Raw genomic sequence first — 16,030 nt, forward strand, 5'->3', positions numbered from 1 at the left:
TGGTTTTTGTTCATTACACAAGCTTCTCCATCTTGTTTCTTCATTTCCTAAAAATTTCCTGACCATTTTTTTAGGAGGGAATTATTTTAAATCACTAATTGTTGTGAGGTTTTCACAAAATCTTGTCAGTGCCCGTCATTCATAAACTTGTAAAATTTTTGTACACTTTTCGTTATCTGTACAAAAATGAGAAATATTGTCTAATTTATTTTTTTGGAGTATAATGCTATTTGTTGTGGCGTTAAATTATTTAAGAAATAAATTATTTTAACGTCAAATAAATAGAAATCGATTGATACAACTACAGAAGGGAACATATGGCACGCCAAAGACACACGACAACCAAGTCAGACTTACGAAATGCGCTCTCAAAACTGCTCTTGCAACAACCGTTTGATAGCATCACTATTCGACAATTAACTGAAAGCGCTGGGATAAACCGAGGGACCTTCTACTTGCACTATGTCGATAAATACGACATGTTTGAGCAAATGAAAATGGACATGATGCAAGAATTAGATAGCCTCTTCGTTGAAGGAAGCCCTGTCAAGGTGAACTTTCTCAATGTCTTGACAGCTATTAAAGAGAATTATGATTTTATTTATGCATTGTCACAATCCTGTTGCTCGGACTTCCGTAAATTAGTAAGAAGTTTTACTCTCCATGCACTAGACGATACTCCCCATGCAAAGGAACATATCATTTCAGACTTTCAAGTTCCATACAAGTATGGTCTAGAAATTTTCATCGCTACGATTGAATCTGTGATTGTGACCTGGTTAGAATCCGGTGCGAAAGAAGAGCCAATCGAAATCGGGACGATCATTCTCAGCGTCTGCGACTTTGCTAGCTGGAACTAAATTCCCCAACCTTCTCCTACCTTTATGGAGAAGGTTTTTCTTTTTGGCAAATGAACAACATTCAGATCACCTTGTTCAACTTGTTTGTAGAAAGCAAAAAAGCAGGATGCTAGGATCCTGCTTTTTCTCTATTTTCTCTTTGCCAACATGGTTGCAAATCGAAGTTGAATCCGATGGCCATTCTCATCTCGACGATGGAGATGGCCAGGATTTTCATTGTATTTGACCAATTCCCAATCCTTGTAATACTCCGCCAATTCTCCTTCTTTAAAGGTGAACGAGAAAGGCATCTGGCAAGGATAATCTTCTGTATCCATGGCACAGACAATGAGATGGTAGCCACCTGGATTGGTATGCTCTTGCATATTGCGGATAATCGCTGGAATCCGATCAGCGTCTAAAAACATGAGGACCACAGTCGATACGATGAAATCATAGTTTTGGGTGAGTGCAGCAGCATTGATATCATAGAGACCCACAGGCATCTCTAGATCTTCCTCAGCGACAATACTTTGTAAGATCTCAAGAGCCAGTTCATTTTGATCGACGGCCGTCACGTCAAAGCCATGTTGGGCCAAAAAGAGGGCGTTGCGTCCTTGCCCGCATCCTAGATCCAATGCCTTTCCAGCGGGGACAATTCCCACTGCTTCTAGCACTTCTGAATGGACAGGATTGGTGTTGTATTTTTTGGGGAAATAGTCTTTTGGCTCACAGTAAAATTCCAGGTACCACTCCACATCGTCAGTCGCCGCTTCGACACGATGCCAGGCCTGGGGCTCGGCCATGGGGGTCTCTGCTCCTGCTTCAAAGAGGTGGCTCGCGATTTCTTCCCCCTCTTCGGTCAATTCAATAAATCGTAACTGACCCTTTAAAACTGTAATCTTTCCCCAGGTTCCTACCTTAGTATTGTGCTTTCTTTGAAGAGCTTCTGGCATGGTATCCTTGGTCCAGATAGGCATGCGCTTGTAAGCAATCAATTTTTGTGTCATGCTGCTTCTCCTTTTTCTTTCACTACCCTTATCATACATAAAAAAGCCCCTTTTTACAAGTTGGAAAAAGGAGAACCCGTTACCACAAAAAGACAGATCTGAAACAAGTTTCAAAACTGCCTTTTTCTTTAACGTGTATTGTACTGTTTCATGACCCGTGCGATGTCTCGGTTTTGTTCCCGACGTTTGATGGACTCACGCTTGTCATAATCATGTTTCCCTTTAGCGAGCCCCAAAAGCAATTTGGCATAGCCATCCTTGAGATAGACCTTCAAAGGCACCAAGGTCATTCCGGTCCCTTTGGTGTCTTGGTCCAGCTTTTGGATTTGCTTTTTATGAAGCAGGAGCTTGCGACGACGGTCTGGATCTTGGTTCCAAATATTGCCTTCCTCGTAAGGGGCAATGTGGACATTGCTAAGCCAAACTTCGCCATTTTTTACTTGTGCAAAACCATCTTTCAAGTTAATGCGTGCTGCACGGACACTTTTGATCTCTGTCCCCGTCAGCACCATCCCTGCTTCTATTGTATCCACGATGGTGTAGTCATGTCTCGCCTTTTTATTTTGCGCGACTACCTTTCCTTCGCCCTTTGCCATGTTTGGCTCCTTTCTTTGCTACTTCCTTGTAAAATGGTTTCTTCCCTTTTTTCTTTTTGGATTTAGATGAAGAATCTTTCCGTTTGTCATCTTTTCTAGCGGTTGATCCCTTAGAAACTTTTTTGTCCTTGCGTCTGCGATCCCTGCGATTACCATCTCGGTCACGCCCTTTAGCCTTGAGGCCTTTTTCGACGACATCCCATTCACTTGGAATATAAGAGAAATCAATCTCTCCTGTCATCTTGTCGGCTCTTTCTACCTTGATTCGGATTTGCTGACCGACACGGAAGGTCACTCCCGATTTTTCTCCCCGAAGGGTGAGATCTCTTTCGTTAAAATGGTAGAATTCAGGAAGATTGGTAATATGGATCAAGCCTTCAACTGTATTTGGCAACTCCACAAAGAGGCCAAATTTCACCACACTGGAAACCACGGCATCGTACTCTTCCCCAACATAGTCTTCCATGTATTCTGCCTTCTTCATGGCTTCTACTTCGCGCTCTGCATCAATAGCTCGGCGTTCCCGACTAGAGGATTGGCTGGCAATGTCTGGAAGAACTTGCTCAAAGTGCTCTGCTACTTCTTGGGATTTTCCATATTCGCGCACCATTCGATGAACCATCAGGTCCGGATACCGACGAATGGGACTGGTAAAGTGGGTATAATACTCAGCAGCAAGCCCATAGTGGCCATGGTTATGCTCTGAGTAGCGGGCCTGCTGCATCGAGCGCAACAACATCATTGAAAGGACATCTGCATAGGGTTCTCCTTCGACCTTGCGCATAATTTCTTGCAGGGCTTCTTGGCTCATCTCACTAGCCGTTCCGTAGATTTGGATCCCAAAGCTAGAAGCATAATCGATAAACTTCTGTACTTTTTCTGCTTTTGGATCTTCGTGAATCCGGTAGATGAACGGCAGTTTCAGTCGTGTAAAGTGCTCCGCCACTGTCTCATTAGCAATCAGCATAAAGGACTCAATCATCCGCTCGGCAATTCCTCTTTGACGAAGGACGATATCGACCGGTTTTCCTTCTTTATTGACCAGAATTTTAGCCTCATTGGTATCAAAATTAAGGGCTCCGCGGCGAATCCGCATACTCTCTAAAATGCCGTGCAAGGTGGCCATTTGATGAATACTTGGGACAATTTTCTTAAAGATTTGAGCCTTTTCTTCGTCTCCTGCTAAGATATCATTGACGTCGCTATAGGTCATTCGGAAGGTTGTCTTGATCACTGTTTGGGTAATGGTATGCTTGACAACCTTGCCATGAGGATCAATCTCCATGATGGCAGACTGGGTCAGGCGATCCACATTCGGATTTAAAGAACAAATCCCATTGGAGAGACGCTCTGGCAACATGGGCACTACTCGGTCAGTCACATAGACAGAGGTTGCCCGATTCAGAGCTTCCTTGTCAAGTGCTGAACCTTCTGTAACATAATAAGAAACATCTGCGATATGAACGCCCAGCTCAAAGTTGCCGTTCTTGAGTAGCTTGATATGGACCGCATCGTCCAAGTCTTTGGCATCTGCCCCATCAATGGTAAAGGTGATCTCATCTCGCAGATCCAAGCGTCCCTCTAAATCCATAGCAGACGGTGCATCTGGAACCTGCGCAGCCTCTTTCAGCACTTCTTCTGGAAATTCTGAGACGATGTCCATGGATTCTAACACTTCCAAGACATCGATTCCTGGATCTGTCACATGACCGACCACATCCCGTACCGTCGCTACAAAATAATTGTGCTTGCGGCTCGGGTATTGATCAATTTCGACCTTGAGGATTTCGGTCCCTTCCAATTGGATGGCTGGCTTCTTCACATAGATCAGCTGGCTGATTTTTTGATTTTTCGAACGAATGTAGCCGGCATATTTAGGTTTTTCCTCATCCAGGACAATTTGTCCAACTACCGTTTTGATGCTATGTTCCAAGACATCAATAATCTTAGCTTCTGCTGCCGTTCCCTTGTTTCGGTCTGCTACCTTGGTAATAACGATCTCAACGGTGTCGCCATCGATAGCGTGGTTGACATCATTTCGGCCAACAAAGAGGTCCTCTTCTTCGCCCTCTAAACTGACAAAGCCAAAGCCATTTTTATGGGCATGAAAAATCCCCTTGAGAGTAATGGCTGGGGCCTTCTTTTGAGCCAAACGAAGAGAGCCATCATCTTCGAATTTCAACTCATGACGGCGTTCCATCAGAGAGATGGTTTTGACCAAGTCACGGAAATCCTTAGACCCTTCTTTTCCTAGAGCCGCTGCCAGATCATTGATCTGGACTTTGTCATGCTCTTGTAAATATTCTTTAATACTTGTTTTCATGAATGTATTTGCTGGTTATCCAGCCTCCTTTTTTCTATCTGGTTGGGATATCGTTTTGCAAAATAAAAATAGGCAAAGACATTGTCTGAGCCTATCTTATCTACTAGAAAGTACCATTAAAATCATCGCAATCAATAACCAAAAGAAGATCATAACAGCTGTTAAGCGTTGCATCACGGCTTCAAACCCGCGCGCTTTTGATCGTTCAAATAAGTCATTTGAGCTTGCGTCAAAGACGTTGCTCGATTGGTTTTTCGTTGGTTGCATAAAGATTGCAATAATAATCAATACTGATAATACTAGTAAAATAGTTGTTAATGCTCCGCTCATAATTAAAACTCCTTAAAATCTAAACTATTATATCATGAAAATCATTTTGATTCAATATGTAAGATTACTTTTCTTTCCTTGGGACAATACTTCAAGACCTGGATCTTTTCAGGATGGGTTTTGGTATTCTTACTGGTCAAATAATTCTGACTCCCACAGCTGGTGCAAGTCAATTGAACTTTAATTCGCACGTACGTCTCTCACTTTCAAATACTTTCTAAATAAGAACAAGAGGAACATCAAATCGGTAAAAGCCAAAAGGGCTGTACCGTAAAATACCCAATGATAGCCAAAATGCATGAAAATACTCGATCCCATCATTGGCCCTAACACGCCACCTAAGTAATAAAAGAGCTGGTTGTAGCTAAAGATCCGAGAAATCCCTTCAGGAGGGGTTAAACGATTCAATAATGCAGAAACTCCAGGTAGTAGGGCTCCTGTCCCGATCCCAAAGAGGAAGCGTAAAATCCCTAATTGCAGGGGTGTTTGCGCTTGGGCACAAAGGATATAGAGACAGCCACTATAAAGAAGGGCGATTAATAAGAGCCGGTGATTCCCGATTCGGTCTCCGAGTTTTCCCATCCAACCTGAAAAAAGCATACTGGAGACTCCCATAGCTGAAACAATCATCCCCGATACAAAGATCAGGTTATCTCTTTGTCCCAAAGCCCGCACATAAAGAGGCAGGATCGGAGAAATAGATTGAGCGATCATTTGAATGGTCATGCTGGTCAAAAAGAGGCCTAAGAGGATATCTTTTTGCTGAATAGATTTGAGCAACTCCCAACTGGATTTTTGTTCTTCTTTTGGAAGGGGCTCATAGTCTTCCTCAATGCCCCAGAAGGTTAAGAGGGAAACCAAAAATAAGAAGAAGCCGACCAAGAGAAAGACATTGCGCATGCCTAGATTTTCAGCAATGAGTCCCCCAATCAAAGGCCCCATCAAGGTTCCAGCCACGACACCAGTCGATAAAGTCCCTAGAGCATAGCCAGATTGGTCCTTGGGAACTTGACTGGCAATCAGAGCTGTACTATTGGGGACAAAGCCTGAAAAGACCCCATTGAGCAAGCGTAGGACCAAGAGCCAAAAGACGGAAGGGACAAAGGCAATGCCTCCCATGGTCAGCGTCATGGCAATGGAAGCTCTAAGCATCATGGGTTTTCGACCATAGCGGTCGGCCAAGCTCCCCCAGATGGGGGACATGATCGCAGAGGTTACAGAAGAACTTGCGACGGCAATGCCAGCATAAAAGGGAACAGCCTTGCCCGTAACACCCAACTCTTCCACAAAGAGGGCCATAAAAGGGACGACTAAAGAAAGGCTGGCTCCGATGAAAAAGCACCCGATCCAGGCAATATATAGATTTTTACGCCAATTGATTTCTCTTGTGATAAAATCATCTTCTTTCTAATTGTTGTAGGGTCGCATCTAATTGGGCATAGAGGGCGACAAGATCGTCATTATTGTCTAGAACCAGATCTGCATGGGCTCTTTTTTCATCTAGTGGCATTTGAGATGCGATGCGTTCCTGGGCCTGCTGTTCCGATAAGTGGTTGCGTTCCATCAGGCGCTTGAGCTGGATTTCTTTTGATGTAGCTACCAACCAGACAGATTCAAACCACCCTTCATAGCCTTGCTCGATTAAGAGAGGAATATCCATAAAAAAGAGATCGGATTGTGCAGCTTGTCTATCTCTTACCTTAGCTAGAGCCTCACGAATGAGCCTGCCTTGGATGCGATTGGACCAGTCTCGTTCACTAGGGTCTGAAAAGATCCGCTGACCCAAAGCGACGCGATCCAGCTCTCCTTCTTTGGTAAGGATCTCTCTCCCAAAATGATCCACTAGGACACGGTAGAGTTCTCCACCTGGCGCCTGCAAGTCATGGACCACTTGATCCGCATCAATGACAGGATACCCTTTTTCTCTCAAATAGGAGGTGACAGTGGACTTTCCTGAAGCAATCCCTCCTGTTAATCCGATGATTCTTGCCATCTAGTTCTCCTTTTGACAGTGGGGGCAAAAATGGGTTCCGCGTCCCCCCAGCTGGATTTTCTCGATCGGTGTCCCGCAGCGCAAACAAGGCTGGCCGGTTTTCCCATAGACCTGGTGTTCTTCCTGCATGGTGCCATCCTCACCAAAAGCATTGCTGTAGGAGCGAATGGTGGAGCCACCCTTTTTAACAGCTTGAGCAAGCACAGCAATCGTTTCTTTGCGGATTGCTTTAGCTTCTCTAGCAGTCAAGCTTTGACCCAAACGAGCTGGATGAACCTTGGCTCGATAAAGGACCTCATCCACATAGATATTGCCCAGACCAGCCACTAATTTTTGGTCTAAAAGAGCTGATTTAATGGGTTTCTTTGATTTTTTAAGAGCTGCTTGGAAGGCCGGTTCTTTAAAATCCACTTCTCTCGGCTCTGGACCAATCTTTTTCGCCAAAAAATAGCTGTCGACAAGCACAGGTACTAAGACTTCCATGGTCCCAAACTTGCGGACATCCTCATAGACCAGGGTGCTACCATCTGTAAAATGAAAGAAGACATGGGCGTGCTTGCGAAGAGGGACTTCGTCTGGATAAAAGAAATACTTACCTTCCATCCGCAAATGCGAGATGAGAACCAGATCCGTCAGATAAAACAAGAGATATTTCCCACGGCGCCCCATGGTCCGAATTTCTTGACCTGGGAGATCTTGTCGAAAAGCATCCAGATCCGTCTGAATCATCTTTGGATACTTTACTTCCACTGACTGGATGGTTTTCCCAAGAATTAATTTCTCAAGACCTCGTCGAACGGTCTCTACTTCTGGTAATTCAGGCATAGAACTCCTTTCAAAAACAAGAAGCAGGCCTTCTGCCCACCTCTTCTTAATATTCTTTTTCGTTGTATCCGAAATCGGCAAGATCCAATTTCTTATCCCGCCAATTTTTCTTGACCTTGACCCATGTTTCTAGGAAGACCTTGTCCCCTAGCATGAGCTCAATATCCTTACGCGCAAGGGTTCCGATCTTCTTGAGCATGGCGCCGCCTTTTCCGATGACAATACCTTTTTGGCTATCGCGCTCGACCATGATGGTTGCTCGGATATGGACCTTATCTGTCTCTTCATCCCGCTTCATAGAATCCACAACTACTGCAACAGAGTGGGGAATTTCTTCCCGCGTTAAGTGCAAGACCTTCTCGCGGATCATTTCAGAAACCAAGAAACGCTCTGGGTGGTCAGTGATTTGGTCAGCAGGGAAATATTGGAAACCTTCTTCTAAGTTTTCGCTCAAAATATCAATCAAACGCGAAACATTGTTTCCTTGGAGGGCTGAAATCGGCACGATTTCCTTGAAATCCATCTGACTACGGAAATCATCGATTTGCGCCAAGAGTTGGTCTGGGTGCACCTTGTCGATCTTATTGACCACAAGAATAACCGGCACCTTAGCAGCCTTGAGGCGTTCGATAATCATGTCATCGCCCTTACCACGCGGTTCATCTGCTGGCACCATAAAGAGAACCGTATCCACTTCTCGAAGGGTGCTATAGGCCGACTCCACCATGAAGTCTCCAAGCGCTGTCTTGGGTTTGTGAATCCCTGGGGTATCGATAAAGACGATCTGTTCCTTATCTGTCGTATAAATCCCCATAATCTTATTGCGCGTTGTCTGCGCTTTGTCACTCATGATGGCAATTTTTTGCCCCATAACGTGGTTCAAAAAAGTTGACTTCCCAACATTGGGACGTCCTAAAATGGCTACAAAACCTGATTTAAATGTCATATTATCCTTTCACGAGGGCATACTCCCTCTTATCCAAATACCAAGGCCCAGAATTTGGGCATAAAAATCACCAGTCCTGTTAGTAGGGCAAAGCCTGATACGACGAGGACTGCTCCAGCTGCCATGTCTTTGGCATTCTTTGCCAACATGGAGAAATGGTAGTTACTAGCTAAATCCACCACATTTTCAATGGCTGAATTCATAATTTCAAAAGCAATCACCAAGGTGATGCTGAGCAATAAAAAGAGCCATTCTGTCGCAGAAATCCTAAATACCAAACCAGCAAGAATTGCTACAAGGGCTGATAAGGCGTGCTTGCGCATATTGCGTTCTTCTTTGATCGCCGTGAAAATTCCTGTTATCGCAAACTCCAGACTTGAAGTGAAGTCCCGATTTTTCCATTTTCGCTTATTGTCTTGTGAGTCCATAGGCTGTCAAAATCTCTTCCTGTAAGCCAAACATTTCCTTTTCTTCCTCCGGCGTATAGTGATCATAGCCATTGATGTGAAGAAAACCATGCACTGCTAAAAATCCCATTTCGCGCTCAAAGCTGTGGCCATATTCTTCGGCTTGCTCGCGCGCCTTGTCAATTGAAATAAAGAGCTCACCAATATAGGTATCGAATTCAGCCATCATCTCTGCCAATTCTGGATTTTCTGCAAGGTCTTCCTCATCAAAAGAAATCTCCATCTCTGGCTTGTATTCTAAACTGATGACATCCGTCGGACGATCCGTATCACGGTATTCAAGATTTAGTTCATGACTGCGTTCATTGGTTACAAAAGTCACAGCCATTTCCTTGTCTTCTTTCCCAATTTTTTGAGCAGCAAATTCTAAAATTTCTTGCGTTTGTTTTAAAATTTCGTCAGAGACTTGACCAGTCTCATCTACCATTTCAATATACATCTGGATCACCTCACTATTATCACTTCATTATAGCATAAAACCAGCCTATATACTAGATACAGGCTGGTTTTCAATCTTTTTCTTTACACGACAATCTTACACCACTGTTTGCTGGATGGCATTCATCTGGGCATAGATCCCGCCTTGTGCAACCAGTTCCTCGTGTCTACCACGCTCCACAATGCGTCCTTCAGATAAGACTAAGATCTGATCCGCATCTTGGATAGTGGACAAGCGATGGGCAATGATAAAGGTGGTCCGGCCCTTTTGCAGGACTGCCATAGCCTTCTGGATGATTTCTTCTGTTTCCGTATCAATGTGAGAAGTTGCCTCATCCAAAATCAGAATTTGCGGATTCATATAGAGCGTCCGCGCAAAGGAAATCAATTGGCGCTCGCCACTTGAAAAGGCAGATCCTTTTTCTACGACTGGATGGTCTATCCCCTTTTCAAGGCGCTCTACAAAGGGACAAGCTCCGACTTTTTTCAAGGCATCTTTGACCGCATCCCGATCAATGTGATCCTGATTCATGGCCACATTACTAGCAATGGTTCCTGTAAATAGATAAGGATCCTGCAGGACAATCCCCATATGGCTTCGTAGGCTCTCACGAGAAACTTGGCGAATATCTTGACCATCGATCAAAATCGCTCCTTCTTGAGGATCATAAAAACGATAGAGCAGGTTCATAATCGAAGACTTACCCGATCCAGTATGGCCCACAAGAGCGATGGTTTGACCTGGACTAGCCTGAAAGGCAATATCCCGCAGAACTGGCTTGCCTTCTTCATAGGCAAATTGAACGTCGTCAAACACGACTTGAGCTTTTTCTATCTTCAGTTCCGATGCACCATCGGCCTCTAAGGGTTGGTCTAAGAAAGCAAGGACGCGACTCCCCGTTTCTAAAGATCGCCGAATATTTGGGAATTGACGACTAAGATTGGCCATGAGATCAAATAGATTAATCACATAGTTAATATTGATAAATAAGAAACCAGCCGTCACACCGATATTGCCTTGTAGGAAAGAAATCCCAGCGATGGTCAAAATGCCTGCAATCACTAAAAACTTGAGCAATTCCGTCAAGGTCCAAGAAGCAATAGAATCGGCTAAGAGAATTCGATCATTGGCTCCTAACATCTTCTGAGTAGTGGCTTCAAACTCATCCACCACACCAGGTTCTTGATGATAGAGTTGAATCATACTGGCACCATGCAAGAGTTCATTGACCTGGGTATTGACCTCACTTCTCGCATCAAAGAAATCCTTCATAGGCTGGTCCGTCATGACCTTGTAGAGATACTGGATCCCATAGAAAATCGGAAAGACCAAACACAAGAGAAGGCCCATCATAGGACTCAGGTAAAAGAGAATCCCTAGAATAAAGAGAAAGCGTACCAAATAGATGACTAAAATCATACAAGAGTTATAAAACTGGGTCCGCAAGGTCTCTGTATCATTGACAATTCTTGTCGCGATCTTCCCAGCCGGCTTATCATCAAAATAAGAAATAGGCAGCTCTTGCATGACTTGAAAGGCTTGGTCTCTCAGACCAGCGGTTACTTGATTACTTCCATGTAACAAGATCCGATTGCCCATGTAGCTAATCAGCTGCCCCAGGCTCAAGACCAAGAGATAGAATCCTCCCATCTGAAGCAAGTCCCCTTGCCCTCCACCGTGGGTCAATGCAGTCAAAGGCCCATCGATCATCTTTTGGAGAAGAAAGGGAGACAATTCAGAAAAAATGGTGGCTAGTAAGAGGCAAATAAAGCCAGCAAGAAAGACAGTTGGATAAAGCGTGATCCTCGATAATAATCGTTTTAAAACTTTCATCTTATTCTCCTTCCTGTTTTTGTTGCCGTTGGTATTGTTCATAATACCAGCCCTCTTGAGCTAATAAATCACTAGCCCTGCCTTCTTCTACAATACGCCCTTGATCCAAGACGATGATCCAATCCGCCTGATGAACAGCCGACAAGCGATGAGAAACAATGATGGTCGTCTTGTCTTTTCGTTCCTTTTGAATCGTGTCAATAATGGCCTGTTCAGTCTTCGCATCCACCGCCGAAAGGGAATCATCTAACAGCAAGAGCTCAGCATCTCTTAAGAAGGCACGCGCCAAAGAGATCCGTTGTTTTTGACCTCCTGATACAGAGACCCCTTTCTCACCGATCAGGGTGTCCATTCCCTGAGACATCCGCTCAAGATCATCCACAAAAGCAGCTTGGGCTACTGCTTCCACCAAGTCCTCTTGGCTGGCTCCTTTTTTACCAAGCGCTATATTTTCACGGATAGACTTGGAAAATAAAATATGTTCTTGGGAAACATAGCCAATTTTTTCTTCGATGGAGTGTCGGTTGTAGTCCACGATCGGTTGCTGGTTGACCAAGAATTCTCCCTCACCAACTGGGTACTGCCGCAAGAATTGTCGAACCAGGGTAGTCTTTCCTGCACCGGTACGACCAACAATTCCAACCGTTTGTCCTTTCTGGATAGTCCAATCAATGCCTGATAGGCTCTTTCGCTCAGCACCAGGATAGCTGAAAGAATAGTCCTTAAACTGCACCAAATCAATCTGCTCTAGGTAATGAGAACCATCTGGCTCCAGATCATCCGTTTCATCAATCACTTCTTTTAATTTTTTATAGGACATTTGCCCTGTCTGGTAGACCAAGATCAAGTCCGCCATCATCCACATAGGCTCAATTAAAAAGACCAAATACAGCTGTAAAGCCAATAACTTGCCAAGGCTCAACTGCCCGCTTGCCAGGGACTGGCCTCCAAATAGTAGGAGCAAGACCGTCGAGAATCCAATAAACAACAGGGCTAAAGGTCCAAAAGAATACTGGATAGAGGCAATTTTATCCCCTGTTTTGGATAGACTGGCTGTTTTCTTCTGAAACTGTTTGACCTGCTGGTCCCGTCTACTATAGGCCCGCATGACCCGAATTCCTTCGATGGACTCCAAGACTTCATCGTTCAACTGAGCGACCGCTTCCCGGTTTTGCTCAACATACTCCTCCTGCTTTCTACTCAAAAAATAGGTAGAGACGACGAGGAAGATCATGGGAATAAAGGAAATCAAGGTTAATTGCCAAGAAATGAAAAACATGGTCGAAATAATAAAGGCAAACAAGCCACCGCCAAACAGGAGCACCATCATCCCGTAACCAGCCATATCGGCCATTCCATCCACATCTGTCGTGAACCGCGTCAAGAGATCCCCTGAACGGAATTTCTCAAAAAAGGGACGCCGCATAGCTACTAGCTTACGAAACGCTTGTCCCTGAAGGGTTGCCTTGAAATGGACTGACGACTGAAAGAGTCGCAACTGCCAATAAAAAGCTGTCAGGTAATTAAGGATGGCTGACCCTACCAAGAGGACCATATCCCATACAAAGTTGGATTGCGTCAGCGTCTGCTGACTCAAATGATCCACTAAACGCTGGATAACTTGCGTCGGGATCAATAAGGTGTAATCATAAAGAATCAGGACCATAGCGATCTTCACATATCGCCACTTGCGTTCCCTGATATACTCCCAAATAGCTCTGATCATATATTCTCCTTTTCAAAACGGCACAGAAAAAACCCAAGCAAGGAGCTGAGTACGTGCTCAGTCCACACTTGGGCCTTCTGATGCCTCTCACCAATTCAGTTAAGGCAGGTAAAAATGCATACAAAAAACCCAAGACAGACTCCTCCATCTTGGGTTCCATTTATGGTTTACATCGAACTCAACTGAGATTGGAGAAGTTGTGTATTCAATTGTGTCATCAAGAATGCTACTTTGTTCATGATGGTTTTCTCCTTTCTCTTTGTTGTTCTAACTTTACCACGTATTTTTGTGCTTGTCAACGCTTTTTTGAAAATTGTTGAAAAAAGCAAAATTTTTAAGATGGACTCGCAAAAAAAGAAGCCTAGATCCTCTCTAAGCTTCCCTCTTCTTCTATGCTAGTTGCCGGGATTGAACCGGCGACCTCATCCTTACCATGGATGCGCTCTACCGACTGAGCTAAACCAGCAGTACCTATCTACTATATCATGGAGATAGGCCTTTTGTCAATATCCTGACTCATTTTTCTGACAAATATTCTTCCTTAGTGAGGACATAGTGGACTCTTGTCACCATTCTCCCTTCTTCATGCAGGTCTAGCATCGCGTAGGGCTCCTCGTGAGAATATTTCATCCCTGATTTGGCCATCACCCGTCCAGAAGCTGGGTTGTCCTGATCATGAACAGCAATGAGCTTGTTCATCCCTAACTGTTCAAAAGCCAAGTCAATGACTGCCTTGGTAGCCTCTGTCGCAAGACCTTGGTTCCAATAGTCTTTATTCAGAACATAGCCGATACTCCCCTTCTTCAGACAAAGATCCAAATCCAGTAAATCAATCGTCCCGATAAATTTTCCATTTTCTTTGAGCTCGATCCCCCATTTTCCAAGTGGGCTCGCTAGGTAAAAGAGGGCAATATTATTACGCGTCTCTTCTAGACTTTGATTGGTTGGAAACGTATAGCGTGTAACTGTCTCATCAGAAGCGTACTCAAACATAGCCGGTGCATCTTCAAGAGTGACCGGACGCAAGTGCAAACGCTCTGTCTCCACTTCACGATAAGCCACTAACTTCACATATAAATTTTCCATTTGACACTCCTTCTTTAGGGATTAGTTTAGCAAATAACCTAAAGGAAGGCAAGCTCAAATTTTTCTTGCTTTTTATTCTACTTTTCTATACAATAATATCAATCAAAACAATCGGATAAGGAGTAAAAAGGTCATTGAGTCAAGAGAGCAATCTCACAACAATGGCCTTTTTACACCTAAATCTGAGCAAGGAGGCAAGAATGCCCATTGGAATTCCTAAAGAAATTAAAAACAACGAAAATCGGGTCGGTTTGACTCCCGCAGGCGTACAAAGCTTGGTCAAGAAAGGACATCAAGTTTTAGTGGAAACAAATGCTGGGCTTGGTTCTGGCTTTGCGGATGAAGATTACACGAAGCAAGGGGCAACCATCGTTGCGACTGCTGCAGAAGCTTGGGCCGCTGAGATGGTGGTCAAAGTCAAAGAACCCCTCGCTGAAGAATATGGCTTCCTTCGCGAAGACCTCTTGCTCTTTACCTACTTGCATATGGCTGCTGCACCAGAATTAGCGGGCGCTATGGTCTCAGCTAAAACAACAGGTGTGGCCTACGAAACGGTGCGTGACCTTGATGGACAATTGCCACTCTTGGTGCCAATGAGTGAGGTTGCTGGACGGATGGCCGTGCAAATCGGTGCTCACTTCCTGACCAAACAAGAAGGTGGATCAGGAGTCCTCCTAGGTGGGGTACCAGGTGTTCCCAAAGGAAAAGTCACCATCATCGGAGGCGGGGTCGTTGGAACCCACGCGGCTCGTATCGCCCTTGGACTTGGTGCCCAAGTGACCATCTTAGATATCAGTGCTAAACGTTTGGCTGTTCTGGAAGATGTCTTTGGTCACCAAATCCAAACCCTTATGTCCAATCCATTTAACATTGAGGCCAGCGTCCGTGATGCCGATGTTGTCATCGGTGCTGTCTTGATTCCTGGTGCTAAAGCTCCTAAATTAGTGACAGACGATATGGTTAAACAAATGCGTCCCGGTTCAGTCATCGTCGATGTGGCCGTTGACCAAGGTGGGGTTATTGAAACAGCAGACCGTGTCACAACGCATACCGAGCCAGTTTACGAAAAACATGGTGTGCTCCACTATGCCGTTGCCAATATCCCAGGGGCTGTCGCTCGTACCTCTACTATCGCCCTTACCAATGTGACCCTTCCTTATGTCGAATCCCTAGCTGACAATGGCTTCCACAAGGCCATCGCCCTAGACGAAGGCCTGCGTCAAGGGGTCACCACTTACCAAGGTCACATCACTAGCCAACCCGTTGCTACTGGTTTAGAGCGTGACTTCACACCAATTGATGAATTGGTTTAAACTATCATAAAAGAATCACCATCGAAAAAAACAAACAACTTATTTTTTTCATATGAACTAATTAAAAATGTTTTGGAAAAAACAAGTTGTTTTGAATTTTTTAAATCATTTTCAGAGACTTTCCGCCGTGAGAAAAGTGCTTGAAACAATTTAGTTTCAAGCACTCGGAATAATTGAGACCTTAGGCTCAATTATTAGTCATGGAACTTCTACGAAGTTCGCTGACGTCCGTTCTCACCTAAGGAAAGGTTAGAAGATGATTTTATCGTCAATTTAAGGCAAAGATCTGATGATCTTTGCCTTT

The 16,030-nt window shown here is 44.4% G+C and carries 16 protein-coding genes and 1 tRNA gene; 2 read left to right on the forward strand and 15 right to left on the reverse strand.

Annotated features, from left to right (window positions below; all coding sequences use genetic code 11):
* The first annotated feature begins 317 nt into the window (after positions 1-317).
* Positions 318-860 (forward strand): TetR/AcrR family transcriptional regulator, encoded by a 543-nt coding sequence (locus AB4X21_RS07510; protein WP_003013462.1) that lies wholly within the window; start codon positions 318-320, stop codon positions 858-860.
* A 128-nt stretch (positions 861-988) separates the two neighbouring features.
* Here AB4X21_RS07510 and tehB read toward each other — a convergent pair whose 3' ends face one another.
* The 15 genes from tehB to AB4X21_RS07585 all read right to left on the reverse strand — a co-directional run bounded on the left by tehB (position 989) and on the right by AB4X21_RS07585 (position 14,413).
* Positions 989-1,849 carry an SAM-dependent methyltransferase TehB gene (tehB, locus tag AB4X21_RS07515; protein WP_155126781.1) on the reverse strand — a complete coding sequence of 287 codons (861 nt, stop codon included), beginning with the start codon at positions 1,847-1,849 and terminating at the stop codon, positions 989-991.
* A gap of 128 nt (positions 1,850-1,977) precedes the next feature.
* A complete protein-coding gene (smpB, locus tag AB4X21_RS07520; protein ID WP_003005443.1) occupies positions 1,978-2,445 on the reverse strand; it encodes an SsrA-binding protein SmpB in 468 nt (155 codons plus the stop codon).
* Positions 2,408-4,768, reverse strand: a complete 2,361-nt coding sequence (gene rnr / locus AB4X21_RS07525) for a ribonuclease R (protein ID WP_003013344.1) — start codon at positions 4,766-4,768, stop codon at positions 2,408-2,410. Before rnr ends, smpB begins: the two co-directional genes overlap by 38 nt.
* A gap of 96 nt (positions 4,769-4,864) precedes the next feature.
* The gene (secG, locus tag AB4X21_RS07530) at positions 4,865-5,098 is read right to left on the reverse strand and encodes a preprotein translocase subunit SecG (protein ID WP_003005710.1); all 234 of its coding nucleotides are present in this window, start codon (positions 5,096-5,098) and stop codon (positions 4,865-4,867) included.
* Between the two features lie 41 nt (positions 5,099-5,139).
* A complete protein-coding gene (gene rpmG, locus AB4X21_RS07535) occupies positions 5,140-5,289 on the reverse strand; it encodes a 50S ribosomal protein L33 (protein WP_003013480.1) in 150 nt (49 codons plus the stop codon).
* Complete coding sequence (locus AB4X21_RS07540) at positions 5,279-6,478, reverse strand: multidrug efflux MFS transporter (RefSeq protein WP_303660010.1); 1,200 nt, start codon at positions 6,476-6,478, stop codon at positions 5,279-5,281. The genes rpmG and AB4X21_RS07540 overlap by 11 nt, the downstream gene beginning before the upstream one ends.
* 16 nt (positions 6,479-6,494) lie before the next feature.
* On the reverse strand, positions 6,495-7,091 hold the full coding sequence (gene coaE / locus AB4X21_RS07545) for a dephospho-CoA kinase (RefSeq protein ID WP_369087747.1): 597 nt from the start codon (positions 7,089-7,091) through the stop codon (positions 6,495-6,497).
* Entirely contained in the window at positions 7,092-7,916 is an 825-nt protein-coding gene (mutM, locus tag AB4X21_RS07550) for a DNA-formamidopyrimidine glycosylase (protein WP_369087748.1), read from the reverse strand.
* Between the two features lie 46 nt (positions 7,917-7,962).
* Entirely contained in the window at positions 7,963-8,862 is a 900-nt protein-coding gene (gene era, locus AB4X21_RS07555; protein ID WP_003004993.1) for a GTPase Era, read from the reverse strand.
* 29 nt (positions 8,863-8,891) lie between these two features.
* Positions 8,892-9,290: a diacylglycerol kinase family protein gene (locus AB4X21_RS07560; protein ID WP_369087749.1), complete on the reverse strand. Its 399-nt coding sequence runs from the start codon at positions 9,288-9,290 to the stop codon at positions 8,892-8,894.
* Positions 9,271-9,768 carry an rRNA maturation RNase YbeY gene (ybeY, locus tag AB4X21_RS07565; RefSeq protein WP_003005431.1) on the reverse strand — a complete coding sequence of 166 codons (498 nt, stop codon included), beginning with the start codon at positions 9,766-9,768 and terminating at the stop codon, positions 9,271-9,273. The genes AB4X21_RS07560 and ybeY overlap by 20 nt, the downstream gene beginning before the upstream one ends.
* A 96-nt stretch (positions 9,769-9,864) precedes the next feature.
* The gene (gene tetB(46), locus AB4X21_RS07570; protein ID WP_369087750.1) at positions 9,865-11,601 is read right to left on the reverse strand and encodes a tetracycline efflux ABC transporter Tet(46) subunit B; all 1,737 of its coding nucleotides are present in this window, start codon (positions 11,599-11,601) and stop codon (positions 9,865-9,867) included.
* A gap of 1 nt (position 11,602) precedes the next feature.
* On the reverse strand, positions 11,603-13,327 hold the full coding sequence (gene tetA(46) / locus AB4X21_RS07575) for a tetracycline efflux ABC transporter Tet(46) subunit A (RefSeq protein ID WP_369087751.1): 1,725 nt from the start codon (positions 13,325-13,327) through the stop codon (positions 11,603-11,605).
* 393 nt (positions 13,328-13,720) lie between these two features.
* Positions 13,721-13,793 (reverse strand) — tRNA-Thr (locus AB4X21_RS07580).
* A 50-nt stretch (positions 13,794-13,843) separates the two neighbouring features.
* The gene (locus AB4X21_RS07585) at positions 13,844-14,413 is read right to left on the reverse strand and encodes a GNAT family N-acetyltransferase (protein WP_003013062.1); all 570 of its coding nucleotides are present in this window, start codon (positions 14,411-14,413) and stop codon (positions 13,844-13,846) included.
* A 200-nt stretch (positions 14,414-14,613) separates the two neighbouring features.
* Here AB4X21_RS07585 and ald point away from each other — a divergent pair, with 200 nt between their 5' ends.
* Entirely contained in the window at positions 14,614-15,726 is a 1,113-nt protein-coding gene (gene ald, locus AB4X21_RS07590) for an alanine dehydrogenase (protein WP_369087752.1), read from the forward strand.
* Positions 15,727-16,030: the final 304 nt, after the last annotated feature.

The sequence above is a fragment of the Streptococcus sp. CP1998 genome, from assembly GCF_041026655.1.
GTDB lineage: Bacteria > Bacillota > Bacilli > Lactobacillales > Streptococcaceae > Streptococcus > Streptococcus dentalis.

Bases quoted from the DNA above. Each gene is read 5' to 3' on its own strand.
- AB4X21_RS07510 (WP_003013462.1), top strand. From the start codon at position 318: ATGGCACGCCAAAGACACACGACAACCAAGTCAGACTTACGAAATGCG.
- tehB (WP_155126781.1), bottom strand. From the start codon at position 1,849: ATGACACAAAAATTGATTGCTTACAAGCGCATGCCTATCTGGACCAAG.
- smpB (WP_003005443.1), bottom strand. From the start codon at position 2,445: ATGGCAAAGGGCGAAGGAAAGGTAGTCGCGCAAAATAAAAAGGCGAGA.
- rnr (WP_003013344.1), bottom strand. From the start codon at position 4,768: ATGAAAACAAGTATTAAAGAATATTTACAAGAGCATGACAAAGTCCAG.
- secG (WP_003005710.1), bottom strand. From the start codon at position 5,098: ATGAGCGGAGCATTAACAACTATTTTACTAGTATTATCAGTATTGATT.
- coaE (WP_369087747.1), bottom strand. From the start codon at position 7,091: ATGGCAAGAATCATCGGATTAACAGGAGGGATTGCTTCAGGAAAGTCC.
- mutM (WP_369087748.1), bottom strand. From the start codon at position 7,916: ATGCCTGAATTACCAGAAGTAGAGACCGTTCGACGAGGTCTTGAGAAA.
- era (WP_003004993.1), bottom strand. From the start codon at position 8,862: ATGACATTTAAATCAGGTTTTGTAGCCATTTTAGGACGTCCCAATGTT.
- AB4X21_RS07560 (WP_369087749.1), bottom strand. From the start codon at position 9,290: ATGGACTCACAAGACAATAAGCGAAAATGGAAAAATCGGGACTTCACT.
- ybeY (WP_003005431.1), bottom strand. From the start codon at position 9,768: ATGTATATTGAAATGGTAGATGAGACTGGTCAAGTCTCTGACGAAATT.
- AB4X21_RS07585 (WP_003013062.1), bottom strand. From the start codon at position 14,413: ATGGAAAATTTATATGTGAAGTTAGTGGCTTATCGTGAAGTGGAGACA.
- ald (WP_369087752.1), top strand. From the start codon at position 14,614: ATGCCCATTGGAATTCCTAAAGAAATTAAAAACAACGAAAATCGGGTC.